The sequence below is a fragment of the Pseudomonas sp. 910_21 genome, assembly GCF_052850735.1.
The window spans coordinates 435,888-453,006 of sequence record NZ_VXCY01000003.1 but is presented as its reverse complement, the minus strand read 5'-3'; the positions used below and the strand labels follow the sequence as shown (position 1 = coordinate 453,006).

At 62.0% G+C, this 17,119-nt stretch carries 19 protein-coding genes; 9 read left to right on the top strand and 10 right to left on the bottom strand.

Features of this window, described 5'->3' with window-relative positions; translation table 11 throughout:
- Positions 1-2: 2 nt before the first annotated feature.
- A complete protein-coding gene (locus FW796_RS12110; RefSeq protein ID WP_346633398.1) occupies positions 3-929 on the bottom strand; it encodes an ABC transporter six-transmembrane domain-containing protein in 927 nt (308 codons plus the stop codon).
- 113 nt (positions 930-1,042) lie between these two features.
- Between FW796_RS12110 and FW796_RS12105 the strand changes: the two genes are divergently transcribed.
- Positions 1,043-1,621 carry a TetR/AcrR family transcriptional regulator gene (locus tag FW796_RS12105; RefSeq protein ID WP_346633397.1) on the top strand — a complete coding sequence of 193 codons (579 nt, stop codon included), beginning with the start codon at positions 1,043-1,045 and terminating at the stop codon, positions 1,619-1,621.
- 111 nt (positions 1,622-1,732) lie between these two features.
- On the top strand, positions 1,733-2,947 hold the full coding sequence (locus FW796_RS12100; protein ID WP_404937895.1) for an aldose 1-epimerase family protein: 1,215 nt from the start codon (positions 1,733-1,735) through the stop codon (positions 2,945-2,947).
- Between the two features lie 4 nt (positions 2,948-2,951).
- On the opposite strand, the gene FW796_RS12095 is transcribed toward FW796_RS12100, so the two are convergent.
- On the bottom strand, positions 2,952-4,445 hold the full coding sequence (locus FW796_RS12095) for a YifB family Mg chelatase-like AAA ATPase (RefSeq protein WP_404937894.1): 1,494 nt from the start codon (positions 4,443-4,445) through the stop codon (positions 2,952-2,954).
- A 179-nt stretch (positions 4,446-4,624) separates the two neighbouring features.
- Positions 4,625-4,885 carry an accessory factor UbiK family protein gene (locus tag FW796_RS12090; protein ID WP_346633374.1) on the bottom strand — a complete coding sequence of 87 codons (261 nt, stop codon included), beginning with the start codon at positions 4,883-4,885 and terminating at the stop codon, positions 4,625-4,627.
- Between the two features lie 416 nt (positions 4,886-5,301).
- Between FW796_RS12090 and glnK the strand changes: the two genes are divergently transcribed.
- The 4 genes from glnK to sutA all read left to right on the top strand — a co-directional run bounded on the left by glnK (position 5,302) and on the right by sutA (position 8,072).
- Positions 5,302-5,640: a P-II family nitrogen regulator gene (gene glnK / locus FW796_RS12085; RefSeq protein ID WP_002555808.1), complete on the top strand. Its 339-nt coding sequence runs from the start codon at positions 5,302-5,304 to the stop codon at positions 5,638-5,640.
- A 33-nt stretch (positions 5,641-5,673) separates the two neighbouring features.
- A complete protein-coding gene (locus FW796_RS12080) occupies positions 5,674-7,011 on the top strand; it encodes an ammonium transporter (protein ID WP_346633373.1) in 1,338 nt (445 codons plus the stop codon).
- A 209-nt stretch (positions 7,012-7,220) separates the two neighbouring features.
- Entirely contained in the window at positions 7,221-7,646 is a 426-nt protein-coding gene (locus FW796_RS12075; RefSeq protein ID WP_123726806.1) for a secondary thiamine-phosphate synthase enzyme YjbQ, read from the top strand.
- A 102-nt stretch (positions 7,647-7,748) separates the two neighbouring features.
- A complete protein-coding gene (gene sutA / locus FW796_RS12070; protein ID WP_123726805.1) occupies positions 7,749-8,072 on the top strand; it encodes a transcriptional regulator SutA in 324 nt (107 codons plus the stop codon).
- A 124-nt stretch (positions 8,073-8,196) separates the two neighbouring features.
- Here the strand turns inward: sutA and FW796_RS12065 are convergent, their stop codons facing one another.
- Genes FW796_RS12065 through lptM form a run of 6 tightly spaced genes read right to left on the bottom strand, consistent with a single transcriptional unit; the run spans position 8,197 to position 12,789 of the window.
- A complete protein-coding gene (locus FW796_RS12065) occupies positions 8,197-8,901 on the bottom strand; it encodes an HAD family hydrolase (protein ID WP_346633372.1) in 705 nt (234 codons plus the stop codon).
- Complete coding sequence (xerC, locus tag FW796_RS12060) at positions 8,901-9,797, bottom strand: tyrosine recombinase XerC (RefSeq protein WP_346633371.1); 897 nt, start codon at positions 9,795-9,797, stop codon at positions 8,901-8,903. Before xerC ends, FW796_RS12065 begins: the two co-directional genes overlap by 1 nt.
- Before the next feature lie 2 nt (positions 9,798-9,799).
- Positions 9,800-10,525: a DUF484 family protein gene (locus FW796_RS12055; protein ID WP_446439391.1), complete on the bottom strand. Its 726-nt coding sequence runs from the start codon at positions 10,523-10,525 to the stop codon at positions 9,800-9,802.
- A gap of 13 nt (positions 10,526-10,538) precedes the next feature.
- The gene (dapF, locus tag FW796_RS12050) at positions 10,539-11,369 is read right to left on the bottom strand and encodes a diaminopimelate epimerase (RefSeq protein ID WP_346633369.1); all 831 of its coding nucleotides are present in this window, start codon (positions 11,367-11,369) and stop codon (positions 10,539-10,541) included.
- A 4-nt stretch (positions 11,370-11,373) separates the two neighbouring features.
- Positions 11,374-12,621 (bottom strand): diaminopimelate decarboxylase, encoded by a 1,248-nt coding sequence (lysA, locus tag FW796_RS12045; RefSeq protein WP_346633368.1) that lies wholly within the window; start codon positions 12,619-12,621, stop codon positions 11,374-11,376.
- Between the two features lie 9 nt (positions 12,622-12,630).
- Positions 12,631-12,789, bottom strand: a complete 159-nt coding sequence (lptM, locus tag FW796_RS12040; protein ID WP_011064184.1) for an LPS translocon maturation chaperone LptM — start codon at positions 12,787-12,789, stop codon at positions 12,631-12,633.
- Between the two features lie 239 nt (positions 12,790-13,028).
- On the opposite strand from lptM, the gene cyaY reads away from it, so the two are divergent.
- From cyaY to rnk, 3 genes are all read left to right on the top strand, one after another.
- On the top strand, positions 13,029-13,361 hold the full coding sequence (gene cyaY / locus FW796_RS12035; RefSeq protein ID WP_011064183.1) for an iron donor protein CyaY: 333 nt from the start codon (positions 13,029-13,031) through the stop codon (positions 13,359-13,361).
- Positions 13,362-13,365: 4 nt separating this feature from the next.
- Entirely contained in the window at positions 13,366-13,599 is a 234-nt protein-coding gene (locus tag FW796_RS12030; RefSeq protein ID WP_346633367.1) for a DUF1289 domain-containing protein, read from the top strand.
- Positions 13,600-13,741: 142 nt separating this feature from the next.
- Positions 13,742-14,155 (top strand): nucleoside diphosphate kinase regulator, encoded by a 414-nt coding sequence (gene rnk / locus FW796_RS12025; protein WP_011064182.1) that lies wholly within the window; start codon positions 13,742-13,744, stop codon positions 14,153-14,155.
- Positions 14,156-14,162: 7 nt separating this feature from the next.
- Here rnk and FW796_RS12020 read toward each other — a convergent pair whose 3' ends face one another.
- Positions 14,163-17,009, bottom strand: coding sequence for a class I adenylate cyclase (locus tag FW796_RS12020; protein ID WP_404937891.1), 2,847 nt, complete (start codon positions 17,007-17,009; stop codon positions 14,163-14,165).
- Positions 17,010-17,119 lie beyond the last annotated feature (110 nt).

The following is a 17,119-nucleotide window of genomic DNA, read 5'->3' as shown; positions in this document are numbered from 1 at the left end:
GTTTACCGGGGCTCGGTCGGCTCACCCAGCCCCGGGTCCACGCGCTTGCCGATGTCCCGCAGGCGCGCCAGTTGATCGACCATGGTCGGGGCCTCGTCGACGCTGCTGACGAAGGTCCACAGGTAAGTCATCACCGCATACACATGCCCGGCCTTGACCTCGGGTGACAGCGCCAGCTGACTGATGGCAATGACGAACAGAATCGCCGCTACGGCGCCCAGAAACAGATAGGCCGCCGCCTCCCGGTCCGAGAGCCAGATACGCAGCCGCGACAGCAGCCGATAGTGGCGCTGCAGCGAGGCGGCGCCGACCTTGGCCACCAGGCCGATTTCCTTTTCCAGTCGATCGTTCAGGCGTTCGTGCAACTGCTGATTGCGCCGTGCAAAGCGCGGCAGCAGGGTGACGCACAGCAGCAGGGCCCCCAGGCAGGCAAGGCCGATCCAGGGTTCGATCACCAGCAGCATGATTGCGGCTCCGACAATCGATACCAGGGCGGTGGCGATGGTCGGCACATGCTTTTCGAAGAAGTCGACGAACTCCCTGGCCAGCACCACCCGCGCCGCTGCCGTGGAAGTGTTTTGCTGCTGCAGGCGCTGATTGAGGATCACCGGCACCGCCAGGTCGGCGTAGATGCGGGTGAAGGTGCGGGTGTCCACCGCTCGCCGCGCGGCCCCCACGACCCAGAAGCCCAGCACCACCAGGGCGTAGATCAGCGCGTGGGTGGTGTCACCCCGCAGGATCGAGTCTACGGCGAACCCGGCAAACAGCGGGTAGGCCAGCAGCAGGGCGTTCTCTAGCGCCACCAGGGACAACGTGACAAACAGCTTGCCCGGGTACGCCCGGGCAATGGCCTTGAGTGTCTGGCCAGCGGATTGCTGACCGATCTTTTGAGTGGAGTCGACGACAGCGGATGGGGTGACGACAGACATGGGTGCACCACAGGTGTGATAACGGTTAATATTGAGCGACTGCTCAATTATCTTTGAGCGATCGCTCAAAATGCAAGCGCCGTCCATCTCGGCGTCAAGAGGTCCGATTGCCCATGTCCCGTAACGACCGTAAAGACCAGATCATCGATGCGGCCCTGGAGCTGTTCCGTAGCAAGGGCTTCGCCGATGTCTCGACCCGTGACCTGGCCGAACATGCCGGGTTGTCTCGCAGCCATGTCTATCACTACTTCAGTGATTGGAAGGAGCTGCGCCGCGAGGCCTTCATACGGTTTGCCAATCAACAGCTGGAGGCGTTGGGCGCACCGCTGCAAGGCGCTGCGCCCCTGGAGGCCCTGCAGGGTTTTCTCAGCCATTGCCTGCCCGATTCCACCTATGACGGCTGGGCGCTGTGGTTGGATGCCTGGGACGAGGCCATGCATGACGAGGAGCTGGCCGAGGCCTACCTGAAGATCAACGGCCAGTGGCAGCAGATGCTGGCAACGATCGTCGACAGTGGTGTGCAGTCCGGAGTGTTTCGCTGTGCCAGCCCCGAGCGGGTGGCGCGGCAGCTCTTCGCCCAGGCCATGGGCTACGCCGATGACCTGCTGCTGCGGGCCTCGCCCGAGGCCGCCGCGGCTGCCCTGGATGAAGTTCTGGAGGTGGCGGGATTGCTGCTGGGTTTCCAGGACTGAGGGGGTGAGCGGGAGTGATTGGATCTGGTAGTCGTACTGCGATTTTGCAGCTTGCTGAAACGATTCTTCAGCGCTATAAATCCATTACAACTCCAATAAGGGCACCTTTCCATGACCTCCCTCAAACTGCTTGTCACCCTCGCTGCGCTGACCGCCACTTCCCACGCCATGGCCTGGGACTATGTGTTGCTCGACAGCGACAAGGCGGCCCAGAACCTGCACCTCACCAGTCAGCAGTTGGGGGTGAAGACCCCGCAACCTTTTTCCGTGACCCTGCGCACCTTGCATGGCGGTCGCCAGGAAGGGGTGAGCATCATCGACATCGACAATGGCGTGATGAAGCTCTCGGTGGTGCCGACCCGGGGCATGAATGTGTTGCAGGCCTCGGTGGGCGATGTGCGCCTGGGCTGGGATTCACCGGTCAAGGAAGTGGTCAACCCGGCGTTCATCGAACTCAATGGCCGCGGTGGCCTGGGCTGGCTGGAGGGCTTCAATGAGCTGGTGACGCGCTGTGGCTACGAGTGGGTCGGGCACCCTGGGCTGGACAATGGCGAGCTGCTGACCCTGCACGGCCGCGCGGCGAACATTCCCGCCAGCAAGGTCACTCTGCACATCGACGAAAAACCGCCGTACGCCATTCACTTGCGTGGCGAGCTCAAGGAACAGGCGTTCAAGAAGGTCGATTTCAGCGTTGCCACCGAACTGGTCACCGAGCCCGGCAGCACCAGTTTCACGCTCAATGATCGCTTGACCAACAACGGTGATTATCCCAAGGAGTACCAGGCGCTGTACCACAGCAACTTCAGCACGCCGTTCCTTGAGCAGGGGGCGAAGTTTGCGGCGCCGGTGAAGCAGGTCTCGCCCTTCAACGACAAGGCCAAGGCCGATCTGGCGGACTGGCAGACCTATCGCGGCCCGACCCGTGACTATGACGAGACCGTCTACAACGTCGTGCCCTACGCCGACACTCAGGGCGAGACCCTGGCGGTGCTGCATAACAAGGCGGGCAGCCTCGGCGTATCGCTGGGCTTCAATACCCAGCAGTTGCCAGTGTTCTCGCTGTGGAAGAACACCGACACCCAGGGCCAGGGTTATGTGACGGGGCTGGAGCCGGGCACCAGTTTTTCCTACAACCGTCGCTATCAGCGTCCGCTGAACCTGGTGCCGACCATCGGCGCAAAGGAGCAACGGCAATTCCAGATCCGCTACAGCCTGCTGGCAGACAAGGCCGCTGTGGATAATGCCCTGAGTCTTGTCAGTAAGATTCAGGATGGGCGCCAGACCGAAGTGCTCCCCACGCCGTTGGTGGATCTGTCCAAGGAGTGACCCTTCAATTCGTGCTCGGCCGATAGTGCAGGGCTTCTGCCAGATGCTCGCGGTTGATTCGTGCCGCCTGCTCGAGGTCGGCCAGGGTCCGGGCCACCTTCAGCAGGCGGTGGGCGGCTCGTAGCGATAGGCCCAGGCGTTCGCAGGCCGCTTCCAGCCAGCGTTCGTCTGCCGTGGATAAACGGCAATGGCGCCGTAGGCCGGGGAGGTCGAGATGGGCATTGGCGCAGCCCTGGCGTTGTTGTTGCAGCTCGCGAGCTAGAGCCACCCGGGCGGCGGCGCTGGCGCTGTCGTCTCCCGGTTGCGGCTCGGGGTTCAGGGTGGTGGCTTCGCGGGCCACGGTCAGGTGCAGGTCGATGCGATCCAGCAACGGGCCGGACAGCTTGTTGCGATAGCGCTGGATCTGTTCCGGCGTGCAGCGGCATCGTCCGCTGGGATCGCCAAGGTAGCCACAGGGGCAGGGGTTCATGGCGGCTACCAGTTGGAAGCGCGCCGGGAACTGCACCCGGTCGCGAGCGCGGGCGATGACGATCTGGCCCGACTCCATGGGCTCGCGCAGAACCTCCAGGACCTTGCGGTCGAACTCCGGCAATTCATCGAGAAACAACACGCCGTGATGGGCCAGGGTGATTTCTCCCGGTTGTGGTTTCGAGCCGCCCCCCACCAGCGCAGGGCCTGATGCCGAATGATGGGGTTGGCGGAAGGGGCGCTGGGGCCAGTGGCGCAGCGGCTTGTGGCTGCTCACCGATTGAATGGCCGCGACTTCCAGGGCTTCTTCTTCCTGCAAGGGTGGTAGCAGGCCGGGCAAGCGACTGGCCAGCAAGGTCTTGCCGGTGCCGGGCGGGCCGCTGAACAGCAGATTGTGTGCGCCGGCGGCAGCGATCAGCAGGGCACGCTTGGCGGCCAGTTGACCCTGGACTTCCCGCAGGTCGGGGTAGGGCGAGTGATTTTCCTGCAAACCGTCGCTGACGTAAGGCGGGAGGGGGGCGTGACCATTGAAGTGGGCGACGGCCTCCAGCAGATGGTCTACGGCGATCACCTCAAGGCCCGAGGCCAGGCAGGCTTCCTCGGCATTGGCACGGGGCACCAGCAGGGTGTGTCCAGCCTTGCGTGCCGCCAGCGCGGCCGGGAGCACACCGCGCACCGCTCGCACCTCGCCGGACAAGGCCAGCTCACCCAGGCATTCGATGTTGTCCAGTGCCAGGGCCGGCACCTGCACGCTGGCGGCGAGGATGCCCAGGGCGATGGCCAGGTCGAATCGTCCACCATCCTTGGGCAAGTCCGCCGGAGCCAGGTTGAGGGTGATGCGTCGAGACGGGAAATTGAATCCGGCGTTGAGAATGGCGCTGCGCACCCGGTCCTTGCTTTCCTTGACTGCGGCTTCCGGCAGCCCGACCAGGGTCAGGCTCGGTAGGCCGTTGGCCAGGTGCACTTCAACGCTGACAGCTGGAGCCTGTACGCCCACTTGGGCACGGCTGTGGATGATTGCCAGGGACATGGGGAGATCTTCCTTGAGACGGCGGGAACCGCGTCCTGCGGTGCTGCAAGGATAGATGAGGGCTTTGGCGGGAGGAGGCTTTGAATGCGCACAGGATATGTCACCGGCGCTACGGCTTTCGTTGGCAAACCGGCTCCAGGTTTGTAGGAGCCGGCTTGCCGGCGAATCGCGGGTTCAGCTCATTGCGCTGTCGGATTGAGTCGGGCTTCCAGCTCCGCCACTTTGGCCTCGAGGCTTTCCAGGCGTGCCCGGGTGCGGGCCAGGACCACCATCTGGCTGTCGAATTCTTCCCGGCTGACCAGGTCCAGCTTGCTGAAGCCGCTTTGCAGCAGGGCCTTGAACTGGCTTTCGATTTCATTGCGAGGCAGAGGTGTTTCACCGCTGAGCAAACGCGAGGCGTGGCCGCTCAGGGCATCGAGAAGGTCTTTGGGCGCGAGCATGGGAGTGTCCTGAATAGCAGATGGGCCGCAGTGTATCACGCACGGCTCAAGGGCTTGGTGATGCCCGGTCTGCACGTTTTTCGCGCATTCGGGCGGGCGCTCACGCACCGTTATTGTGCGTATCCGCAGTGCCGATTTGTGGCAAGCCCGGGCGGCCCTGGGCAAAGGATTGAAATCACTGATTTTTCCCGAGCTGGCAAGCTTTCTGCTTAGACCCTGGTGACCCATGCACTGATGCAGTCGCTGTGACGAATGCAGTGCGGCAGGCGGAGCGGGGAGTGTTTCGTCAGAAGCGGTTAGCTGGCGTCGGTCTGGCTGAGGAAGGCCGACGATGCGTTACAAAGCCAGGCACTGCGCTTAGACTTGAGTCGGGTTTGTTTTCCTGGGGCAAGTCCACCAATTCGGGAGAGAGTTTCATGAAGCTAGTCACTGCCATCATCAAGCCGTTCAAATTGGACGACGTGCGCGAGTCGCTGTCCGAGATCGGCGTGCAGGGCATTACCGTCACTGAGGTCAAAGGCTTCGGCCGGCAGAAGGGTCACACCGAGCTGTATCGCGGTGCGGAGTATGTGGTGGATTTCCTGCCCAAGGTGAAGATCGATGTCGCCATTGACGACAAGGATCTTGACCGGGTTATCGAGGCGATAACCAAGGCCGCCAACACCGGCAAGATCGGTGACGGCAAGATCTTCGTGGTCAATCTGGAACAGGCTATTCGCATCCGTACCGGCGAAACCGATACCGACGCAATCTAAGCCGCCAAACCCAACGCCCCAGGAGAAAACAATATGACTCTGCGTAAATTCGCAGGGCTAGGAGCCCTTTTGTCCCTCGTAATGCCTGGCCTGGCCATGGCAGCAGACGAAGTGGCAGCTCCAGTCCTCAATTCCGGCGACACCGCCTGGATGCTGACTTCCACAGCCTTGGTGCTGTTCATGACCATTCCTGGCCTGGCGCTGTTCTACGGCGGCATGGTGCGGTCGAAAAACATTCTTTCGGTGATGATGCAGTGCTTCGCCATTACCGGCCTGATCAGCATTCTGTGGGTCATCTATGGCTACAGCATTGCGTTCGACACGACGGGCATGGAGCAGGGAGTCGTCAACTTCAACTCCTTCTTCGGGGGCCTGGGCAAGGCTTTCCTGGCGGGCGTGACCCCAGCCAGCGTAACCGGCCCGGCGGCGCTGTTCCCTGAAGCGGTGTTCATCACCTTCCAGATGACTTTCGCCATCATTACTCCGGCGTTGATTGTCGGTGCCTTCGCCGAGCGGATGAAATTCTCCGCCATGCTGATCTTCATGGGTGTCTGGTTCACCCTGGTGTATGCACCGATCGCGCACATGGTCTGGTCCGGCAACGGCGGCCTGATGTGGGACTGGGGCGTGCTGGACTTCGCCGGCGGCACCGTGGTCCACATCAACGCCGGTATCGCAGGCCTGGTGGCTTGCCTGGTGCTGGGCAAGCGCAAAGGTTTCCCTACCACGCCAATGGCTCCCCACAACCTGGGTTACACCCTGATGGGCGCAGCCATGCTGTGGGTCGGTTGGTTCGGCTTTAACGCCGGTTCCGCTGCTGCGGCCAACGGCACTGCCGGCATGGCCATGCTGGTGACACAGATCGCTACTGCCGCCGCGGCTCTGGGCTGGATGTTTGCCGAGTGGATCACCCACGGCAAGCCAAGCGCACTGGGTATCGCTTCGGGTGTGGTCGCCGGTCTGGTGGCAATCACTCCGGCAGCTGGCACGGTTGGCCCGATGGGCGCCCTGATTATTGGCCTGGCCGCTGGCGTGGTGTGCTTCTTCTGCGCCACCAGCCTCAAGCGCAAGCTGGGTTATGACGACTCCCTGGATGCCTTCGGCGTTCATGGCATCGGCGGTATTCTCGGCGCGATCCTTACCGGTGTGTTCGCCGCTCCATCTCTGGGCGGCTTCGGCACCGTGACCGACATCGCCGCGCAAGTCTGGATTCAGTGCAAAGGTGTGGGCTTTACCGTGATCTACACCGCGATCGTTACCTTCATCATTCTCAAGGTCCTGGATGCCGTCATGGGGCTGCGGGTTACCGAGGAAGAGGAAGCGGTCGGTCTCGATCTGGCGCAACACAACGAGCGTGGTTACAACCTGTAATCGCGGCTGAAAAAAAGCCCGGCTCCGGCCGGGCATTTTTTTGCCTGGCGTTTGTCATTGAGAAAGGCTGAAAGGTTTTTCTGATAGGCATTGGCGTGTTTGCCATGGCGATATCCAGCAGGGCAAATGCTTACACTAAAGCAGGATTATTCGGCGCTTTGTTTTTTCCCTGAGCGCGCTAGAATGCGCGCCGAAGCGTGGAGAACGGTATGTGGCAACAGACCCTGATTACCCTGCGGGCCAGGCCCCGGGGCTTTCATCTGGTGACGGACGAGTTGCTCGCCGGCCTGCCCGAGTTGAGGGCATGTCGGGTTGGTCTGCTGCATTTATGGCTACAACATACCTCGGCCTCGTTGACCATCAACGAGAACGCCGATCCGGCGGTACGGCGTGACTTCGAGCGTTTCTTCAACACCCTGGTGCCTCAAGGCATGGCCGGGTACGAACATGACGACGAGGGCGCGGACGACCTTCCGGCGCACTTCAAAGCCAGTTTGCTAGGCTGTCAGCTGACTTTGCCGGTAGCGGCGGGGCGCTTGGCGCTAGGCACCTGGCAAGGTGTTTATCTGGGCGAGCATCGCGATCATGGCGGTGCTCGCAAAGTCCTTGCCACCCTGCAGGGTGATGAGGCATAAGCCGCTGAGTATCAGTGGACGTTGATTTTTTTCCGGCAGCCTTCGACAGTCGGCGCAGCTGGGCTATAACTAATCTGCTTTTCGCAAGTCATGAGGTAGAACATGAGCGACGATGATCTGGAAAACGACGACCTCGAAGTAGGTGACGAAGACGATACCGAAGAAGGTCTTGAAGCGGCCGCCGAAGATGTGGCGGAAGACGATGGCAGTGATGTTCCTGCTCCGACCGCCAAAGGCAAGGCCAAGGCCGCCGTCTCGGTAGACGAGCTGCCGAGTGTCGAAGCCAAGAACAAGGAGCGTGATGCACTGGCGCGTGCCATGGAAGAGTTCCTGGCCCGTGGCGGCAAAGTGCAGGAAGTCGAGGCCAATGTGGTCGCCGATCCGCCCAAGAAGCCTGATAACAAGTACGGCAGCCGGCCTATCTGAGCCTTGCTACTTGCTTGCTGAAAAAGCCCGCCGTCGCTGCGGGCTTTTTCATGGGCGCGTGCCGGGTGAATGGCGCCGCATGGCGGCGATCGCGAGCAAGCTCGCTCCTACAGAACGAGCCGCATCAGGCACCGCTGTGCCAGCGGCCCAGCAGTGCTGGAAGCTCTTTGAGGCTGCGAATCTCGGCATCAGGGGCGCGTTCGGCTTCCCAGGTCTTGCCCGCAGGATTGAACCAGATGGCACGCAGGCCCGCCTGCTGGGCGCCGGCAATGTCGTCGCCCGGGTGATCGCCGATATGCACAGCAGTATCCGCAGTGGCGCCACCGCGCTGCAGGGCTTCATGGAACAGCCGGGCGTCCGGCTTGGCGATGCCAATGTCTTCGGCGCACAGTGCGAACTTGAAGTAGTCCGCCAGGCCCAGGCGACGCACGTCGGCATTGCCGTTGGTGACGACCCCGAGGGCGAAGTGATTGGCCAGGGCTTCCAGGGTCGGCTGGACCTCGGGAAAGATCTCCAGCTGATGCCGCGCATGCAGGAATACTTCGAAGCTCTGATCGGCCAGCTGGTTGGCTTGACTGTGCTCATACCCGGCCTCTTCCAGGGCATGAAACAGCACCTGGCGGCGCAGGGCGCTGATCCGGTACTTGAGGTGTGGTTGTTCGAGCAGCACGCGCTCGCGAATGGCCCACAGGTGTTCCACCGGTACGCCGCCAAGATTCGGTGCGTGGTCCGTCAGCCACTGACGCAGAGTGGCTTCGGCGCTGACGATCACTGGAGCGGTGTCCCACAGGGTGTCATCGAGGTCGAAGGTGATCAGCTTGATGGTCATTACTCACCGCCTTTGTTGCGTTTGGCCCGTGGATGGGCGCTGTCGTAGACCGCTGCCAGGTGCTGGAAGTCCAGGTGGGTATAGATCTGTGTGGTCTTGATGTCCGAATGCCCCAGCAGCTCTTGCACAGCGCGTAGGTCCTGGGAGGATTCCAGCAAATGGCTGGCAAAGGAATGGCGCAGCATGTGCGGGTGCAGGTTCTGTCCCAGTTCCCGCTCGCCGGCGGCCTTGACCCGCAACTGGATGGCCCGTGGCCCCAGGCGCCGGCCCTTTTGGCTGACGAACAGGGCGCCATCGGGCGGGTTGCTCAGGGCTCGCAGCGGCAGCCACAGCGCCAGGGCTTCCCGGGCCTTCTTGCCCACCGGCAGGACCCGGGTCTTGCTGCCCTTGCCCAGGACCTGCACCAGGCCGTCCGCCAGATCCAGCTGTTCGAGGTCAAGGCTGGTCAGCTCGGAAAGGCGCAAGCCGCAGGAGTAGAACAGTTCCAGGATCGCCTGGTCGCGATGGGCCAGGAAGTCGTCTTCCACCGCACCATCGAGCAGTTGCAGGGCGCGATCGGTATCCAGGGTCTTGGGCAGGCGACGTTCGCCCTTGGGCGGCGCCAGGCCGTTGGCCGGGTCGTGATTGCACAGCCCTTCGCGGTTCAGGTAGTGGTAGAGCCCGCGCACTGCGGACAGTAGCCGTGCGAGGCTGCGCGATGACTGACCTTGCTGGTGCAGGCGGGCAATCATGCTGCGCAAGCCCTGGATATCCAGGTCGGTCCAGCTGCGCACCTGCTGCTTTTCACAGAACCCCAACACCTTGTCGAGATCGCGACGGTAGGCCAGCAGGGTGTGGGGCGACACCTGGCGCTCACTGCGCAGGTGCGCGCAGTAGGCGTCCAGCTGTTGTTGCATGGTCAGCGTACCGAGCGCAGCGAGTGGGTGAAGCGCGGCAGTACGCGGCCTGTGACTTCGGCGATGTAATTGAGGAACAGGGTGCCTACCGAGCTCTTGTAGTGCTGCGGATCACGGCTGGCGATGGCCAGTACCCCGTGCATGCCCTGGTGCGCCAGGGCGACTACCGCCGTGGAGCCGATCTGCTTGCGCTGCTCTTCGCCAAAGAGAAAGTCCAGTTCGTGCTCGCGCAGGCTGCCACTGACACTCTTGCCTTCCGACAGCAGGCCGCCGATGGCGCCCTGAGCTTCGGCGGCCGAGACCCAGCGGCCTACCGGCATGGCGCTGTCGCTGAACAGGATCAGGCTGACGAAGGGCACCTGGAAATCCTGGCGCAGGCTGTCTTCGACACTCATCACCACCTCTTCCAGGCTGGTGGCATCCATCAGGGCGAGAATCAGGCGGCGGGTCTTGTCGAACAGCCGGTCGTTGTCCCGGGCCACGTCCATCAACTGCGACAGGCGATGGCGCATCTCGATGTTGCGCTCGCGGAGGATCTTCATCTGCCGCTCCACCAGCGACACGGTATCGCCGCGCTGGTGGGGGATGCGCAAGGCCGGAAGCAATTCGTCGTGGTCGACGAAGAAATCCGGGTGGGCTTCCAGGTAGGCGGCGACGGTCGCCGCCTCCAGGTTTACGGACGGTGACTCGTCGGGCTTTTCGGCGGGAACCTGAGGCTGATCAGTCATGGATTTCGCTCACTTAAAGACGCACCTGTCCTTCGTATACGCGGACTGCCGGGCCGGTCATCATCACCGGTTGGCCAGGGCCTGCCCATTCAATGGACAGGCGCCCGCCCGGCAGGTCGATCAATAGGGGCGAATCCATCCACCCCTGGCTGATCGCGGCCACAGCCGCTGCACAGGCGCCGGTACCGCAGGCCTGGGTTTCCCCGGCGCCACGTTCCCAGACCCGCAATTGCGCGCGCTGGCGGTCCAGGACCTGAAGAAAGCCCACGTTGACCCGCGCCGGGAAGCGCGGGTGATGTTCGATCTTCGGCCCCAACTCGTGCACCGGCGCGCTGTTGATGTCATCCACCCGCAACACAGCGTGGGGGTTGCCCATGGACACGGCTGCCAGCTCGACCTGACGGCCGTCGACGTCCAGCGTGTAGCTGTCGGCCTGGGCCGGTGCCTGGAACGGAATGTCCGCTGGCACCAGGCGCGGAGCACCCATGTTGACGCTGATCTGTCCGTCGTTGCGGATATCCAGTTCGATGACGCCGCTCTTGGTCTCGACGCGGATCTGACGCTTGGTGGTCAGGCGCTTGTCCAGTACGAAGCGGGCGAAGCAGCGGGCACCGTTGCCGCACTGTTCCACTTCGGAGCCGTCGGAGTTGAAGATCCGATAGCGGAAGTCCACGTCCGGGTTGCTCGGAGCCTCGACGATCAGCAGTTGATCGAAGCCGATTCCGGTATTGCGATCACCCCATTGTTTGGCGTGCTTGGGCAGAATATGCGCGTGCTGGCTGACCAGGTCGAGAACCATGAAGTCATTGCCCAGACCGTGCATCTTGGTAAAACGCAGCAGCATGGTCTTACTCCGGCAGCAGGCTTTCGCCAGCGAATAACTCGGCTACCGTCTCGCGGCGACGCACTTCAACAGCCTGGTCACCATCGACCAGTACTTCTGCGGCACGGCCGCGGGTGTTGTAGTTCGAGCTCATGACGAAACCATAGGCGCCGGCGGAATGCACCGCCAGCAGGTCGCCCTCGGCCAGGGCCAGGTAGCGCTCCTTGGCGAGGAAGTCGCCGGTTTCGCAGATCGGTCCGACAATGTCGTAGGTGCGGGGTTCGGCATCCCGTGGCTGGACGGCACTGACATCCATCCAGGCCTGGTAAAGCGCTGGGCGGATCAGGTCGTTCATGGCGCCGTCGACGATGGCGAAATCCTTGTGTTCGGTGTGTTTGAGGTACTCGACCCGGGTCAGCAGTACACCGGCGTTGGCCACGATGAAGCGACCCGGTTCGAACACCAGGGCCAGGTCGCGGCCATCGAGGCGTTCACGCACGGCCTTGATGTAGTCGGCGGCCAGTGGTGGCTCTTCGTCGCGATAACGCACACCCAGACCGCCACCCAGATCGATGTGGCGCAGGTAGATGCCGCACTCGCCAAGGCGATCCACCAGATCCAGCAGGCGGTCGAGGGCGTCGATGAAAGGGGCCAGGGTGGTCAGCTGAGAACCGATGTGGCAGTCGACACCGACGATGTCCAGGTTCGGCAACTGTGCGGCGCGGATATACACGTCCTCGGCAGTCGCAATGTCGATGCCGAACTTGTTTTCCTTGAGGCCGGTGGAGATGTATGGGTGGGTACCGGCATCGACGTCGGGATTGACCCGCAGCGAGATCGGCGCGCGAACACCCAGCTCGGCGGCCACCAGCTGCAGGCGCTCAAGCTCTTCGGCGGACTCGACGTTGAAGCAATGGACGCCCACTTCCAGGGCCCGGCGCATGTCGTCACGGGTCTTGCCGACGCCGGAAAAGACAATCTTGTCGGCTTGGCCGCCAGCGGCCAGGACACGCTCCAGCTCGCCCCGGGAGACGATGTCGAAACCAGCGCCCAAGCGCGCCAGGACATTCAGCACGCCCAGGTTGGAGTTGGCTTTTACCGCGAAGCAGACCAGGTGCGGCATGCCGGCAAGCGCCTCGGCATAGGCCAGGTACTGGGCCTCGATGTGCGCTCGGGAATAGACGTAGGTCGGCGTGCCGAAACGCTCGGCAATGGCGGACAGGGCTACGCCTTCCGCGAACAGCTCACCGTCGCGGTAGTTGAAAGCGTCCATGGTGAGCCCTTAGTAGGTGTCGTGCTTGTGCGACTGCGATTGCGATTTCGCCTGTTCTTCAGGGGATTTGCTGTCATCAGGCAGATACAGCGGGCCTTTCTGGCCGCAGGCGGTAACAAGGCAGGCAACCGCGACGAGCGCAGCAAGGGAAGAGATCAGGCGCTTCATGGCGAAATCCTTGAGAATGCGTAAATTGCGCCCGAGTATACCGGCCACCCGGCAGCTTGCCTATGCAGCGTAACTCCCGTCCAGCGGGCCTTTGCCAGGGGCTGCTGAGAGGCTTTGGTCGGCTTCCGGCACAATGGACGTCGCATTTATCCGCCTGTTCGGTATCCTTTGCATTCGCCGGGGAGCGCCCGTATCTTGCGGCGCTTGAGCGTGAGTAGACACTTTTTGAGGTTCCCGCAATGAGTTTGACCGAAGCCCGTTTTCACGACCTGGTGGACGCCACCCAGCAGACGCTGGAGGATATTTTCGATGAGAGCGACCTGGACATCGACCTGGAAAGTTCCGCCGGGGTGCTCACCGTCAAGTTCGACAACGGCAGCCAGGTGATCTTCAGCCGCCAGGAGCCTTTGCGCCAACTGTGGCTGGCCGCCCGCTCCGGTGGTTTCCACTTCGACTACGACGAGGAAAGCGAGCGCTGGATGTGCGACAAGAGTGAAGAGCAGTTGGGGGAGATGCTGGAGCGCATCGTTCTCGAACAGGCAGATATCAAACTCGAGTTCGAAGGTCTCTGAAATCGTGACTCAGCCTGCCGCAGCCCGACCGCCCAAGCCGCTGTACAGCAACGTCAGTCCGGCGGTCAGTTCGCCATGCATCAGCCTGTGCCGTCTCGATGAGGAAAAGGTCTGCCGTGGCTGTTTCCGCCATGTGGAGGACATTCGCGAGTGGCGTTCGGCCGATGACGAGCGGCGCCGAGTGATCTGCGCACAAGCGTTGCAGCGCAAACAGAGCGCTACAGCCGGGGGGCTTTAGGTTCGTACTGGTACGGTTTGTTTATTCAGTGTGCTGTGATAGTGTCCGACTTCGCCTCGCTACATCGAGGCCGGTGAGAACCCCGTCTTATTTGGCGGGGTTTTGCTTTTTTGTGCAGAAAAAATAGGAGTCAGCCAGGATCATGAGTACTGCACCATCCATCATCCTTACCCGCCTTGACGTGCAACGTCTGGAGCGCCTGATCGACAGCCTGGACGACTCGCTGCCAGGCGTCATTGCACTGCAAACCGAGTTGGATCGTGCCGAAACGCTGGTGGGTCACGATGAAGTCCCGGCCGGTGTCGTAACCATGAACTCGCGTGTGCATTGCCGTGAAGAAAGCAGTGGCAAGGACTACCACCTGACCCTGGTTTATCCACAGGACGCCAACGCCGACGAAGGCAAGATTTCGATCCTTGCACCCGTGGGCAGCGCCTTGCTGGGCTTGCAGGTTGGTCAATACATCGACTGGCCGGCGCCGGGTGGCAAGACTCTGAAGCTGACCCTGCTGGAAGTGGAATACCAGCCGGAAGCCGCAGGCGACTACCACCTCTGATTTGCGGCTAGACCTGCTCGAGCGCGTCGTTCAGTGCGCGCTCCAGGCTGGCCTTGTAGCGCAGATATACAATGCTCGAACTTTGCCCATCACCGAGCAGGCCGGACAGGTCCAGATCGGTGATGTAGCAGCGGTAGCGCTCCGGTTCACGGCGCTGTCCGACGATTTCCTGGGCCACCACGCTGAACAGCTGGTTGCCATATTCCAATTCGGAAAACTCCCGTTGATTGCAGTACAGCGAGACTTGCACCTGGCCAGGTGCAGCTTTGCCGATGATCGCCTGCACGTCATAAAAGGCCTTGTCCACGGGTGTCGCAGGTGCTGGTCGCGCCTCTACCCGGCGCGCCCGACCGGTGCCTGAGGGCAGTATCTGCAAGTAGAGTGTGTCCAAAGGTTTCTCGTCCTGACTATTGTCCATCGACAGTAGCGCCTCGCGGCGGTAGAGGATCGACTGCAGGAAGCGCTGCAGGGGCACCAGCAGGCTTTGTTCGTCGTGGTAGGGCAGGGTCTGCTGCCACAGAGCGTTGTGCTCATCGAGGACATAGAGCTCGGCATTGTGCTCGATGATCCGGTAGAACACCTGAATGCAATCCGGCTGGCCCATGGGCAGGATCAGCGCCAGATCGTGATCTTCCAGGGCCATCGGATCGAGGTGCAGGGGGCTGTAGCGGGCTTGTTCCTGGCCCAGGTATTCAAGCAGCGCGGCGGCTGTCGCCATGGCCCGATGCCGAACCTGGCCGGGCACCAGTTCGAGGACGTGAAAGTGCTGCTGAACCTGGATCAGGTAGCGGTAATTGAGCTGACTGAGCAGGAGGTGGTGCGCAGTTTCGAACAGCTCCTCCACCCGTCGGGCGATGAACTGCGCGCGGTTGTGGCAGAAGCAGCGGACCCGCAGCCGTGGTTGTGAGTCGGACGGCAGGTTGTTGAGGTAGTCCCGCAGGCAATCGAGCAATGCATGTTCAGCGTCGTAACGACCGACCATGACCTCGTTCCAGCTATTGAGGGTGACCTGATCCAGGGTCAGCACCAGGTTCTCTCGCACCCCGGCGTAGCTCAGAGAGTCGGTGCGCTCGGTGGTCATGAGAATGTTCAGGTCGCGGTGATGCTTGAGTGGGTCGACTCCGACGTTCACCAGAATCAGCACTTCGCCGGGCACGCTGGCATGCAGCAACTGCTCTTCGCCGACGGTGGTCAATGGCAGGGCCACGGTCTGTTGCAGGCTGCCGAGCAAGTTGAACAGTTCGAATTCGCTCAGGTCGCTGCTGCCAGGGTGCAGGGCCAGGCGCGTGCTGCTGTCGATCACCCCGTTGCGATGGCACCAGGTCAGCAGCTCAAGCAATTCACGGCTGCGCTTGATAGGGGCGAAGTGTTCCCACTCCAGGGCGGTCAGGTTGCCGTTGTACAGGCCCCAATGAGTCTGCCCCGGTTCTTTCTTGTTTGGTGACTGCACCAGGGTCAGGGTGTCTTCCGCGAGGTCCGGGGCGATGCCGGGGTTGATGAACTCGATTTTCCCCGCCTTGCGTTCGAATGCCGCGTACAGGCGCCGGCCCAGCACGTTCAAGTCACGTTTGTTGATCAGGCTGGCGGCCTGTTCGGTGCGGGCGAACTGGGTCAGGAAGCGGTAGCTGTAGTTGAGCTCGTTGACCAGCGCCCGGCGCTCACTGCTGACCTGGCGTACCTTCCATTGGCTGCGGCTGTCCAGCAGGGCCAGTTGGCGCTGATCCCAGCCCCATTCGCTGGCCAGGCGCTCAAGCAGCGCTCGCTGCCAGCTCGGACTGCGAGCGCCATTGCCGCTGGAAAGCTTGCGGTTGACCTTGAGATACAGGCTGCGCCGCACCAGCTCCAGACGCTCGGGCTCACCACGAGCCTTGAGGTATTCCTCGATGCGTCGATAGACCACGATATAGGGGTCCAGCTCGTCCAGATCCAGGCGGTTGGCGAATACCGCCTGCTTGAAGCGCAGGCTCAGGCACTGGACCTTGGGATGCTCGCTGGCGTAGACCTCGATCAGCAGCAGCTTGAGCACCGACTTGTAGGGCGACTCGATGCCTTTGAATAGCTGCCAGAGTCCAGCGCCGATGAATTCCCCGGGAGGGATGCGGGCCATGTGGCCCAGGTCGAGGTTTTCCTCGGCGGGGACAAAACGTTTGGACAGCAGCGTGTGGATATACCGCTCGTAGCGACCTTCTTCATACACCGGTACCAACCACCACAGGGGCGTGCGTCCGGCCAGCCAGATGGCGGTGCGGTAGAACTCGTCCAGCAGCAGGTAGTGCTGGGTGGTGCCGCAATCGTCCGAACTCAACTGTGTATCCCGCTCGCCGCGGATAAAGCGGCTGGGGTCGATCAGGAAAAAATGCGCCTCGGCGCCCTGGCCCGCAGCCCAGGCTTCCAGCAACTGGCATTTCTTCTGCAGTTCCGCCAGCTCGGTTTCGTTCAGGTCTGGGGCATGGCAAACCCAGACATCCATGTCGCTTTGGTCGGCCTGGGCCAGGGTGCCCAGGCTGCCCATGAGAAACAGGCCGTGGATAGGTCGAGGTGGGTTGCCATGACGAGGCTTGTAGGAAAAGGAACGAGTCAGGCGCTGGGCTTCAGCCAGGGCTTGCGGGTCGGGCTCGTAGTTGGACAACCCCGCCGGGGTAGCGCCGGAAACATAGCCGGGCAGCAGTGGATGATTGACGTGAAAGAACAGTGGCAGCAGGTTGAGGACCAACTGCTGGCGTGCCGACAACCCTTCCATTGCCCGAGCCATGCGTCCTGCATTGAGGGTGAGAAAGCGCGCGCGCAGTTGACTGAGAACCTTGCGATCGATTCCTTCATCCAGATCGGGACGGATTTCATGGGTATGGGGCATTTCAAGCGAAGCTCGAACGTGGCGGTTTGAGGACGGCAGCAGTTTATCGTCAGACAAGGCTGAGCCTTAAGCTGATTTTGTTTTTTGACGCCAGATTTCTAGCGTATTGG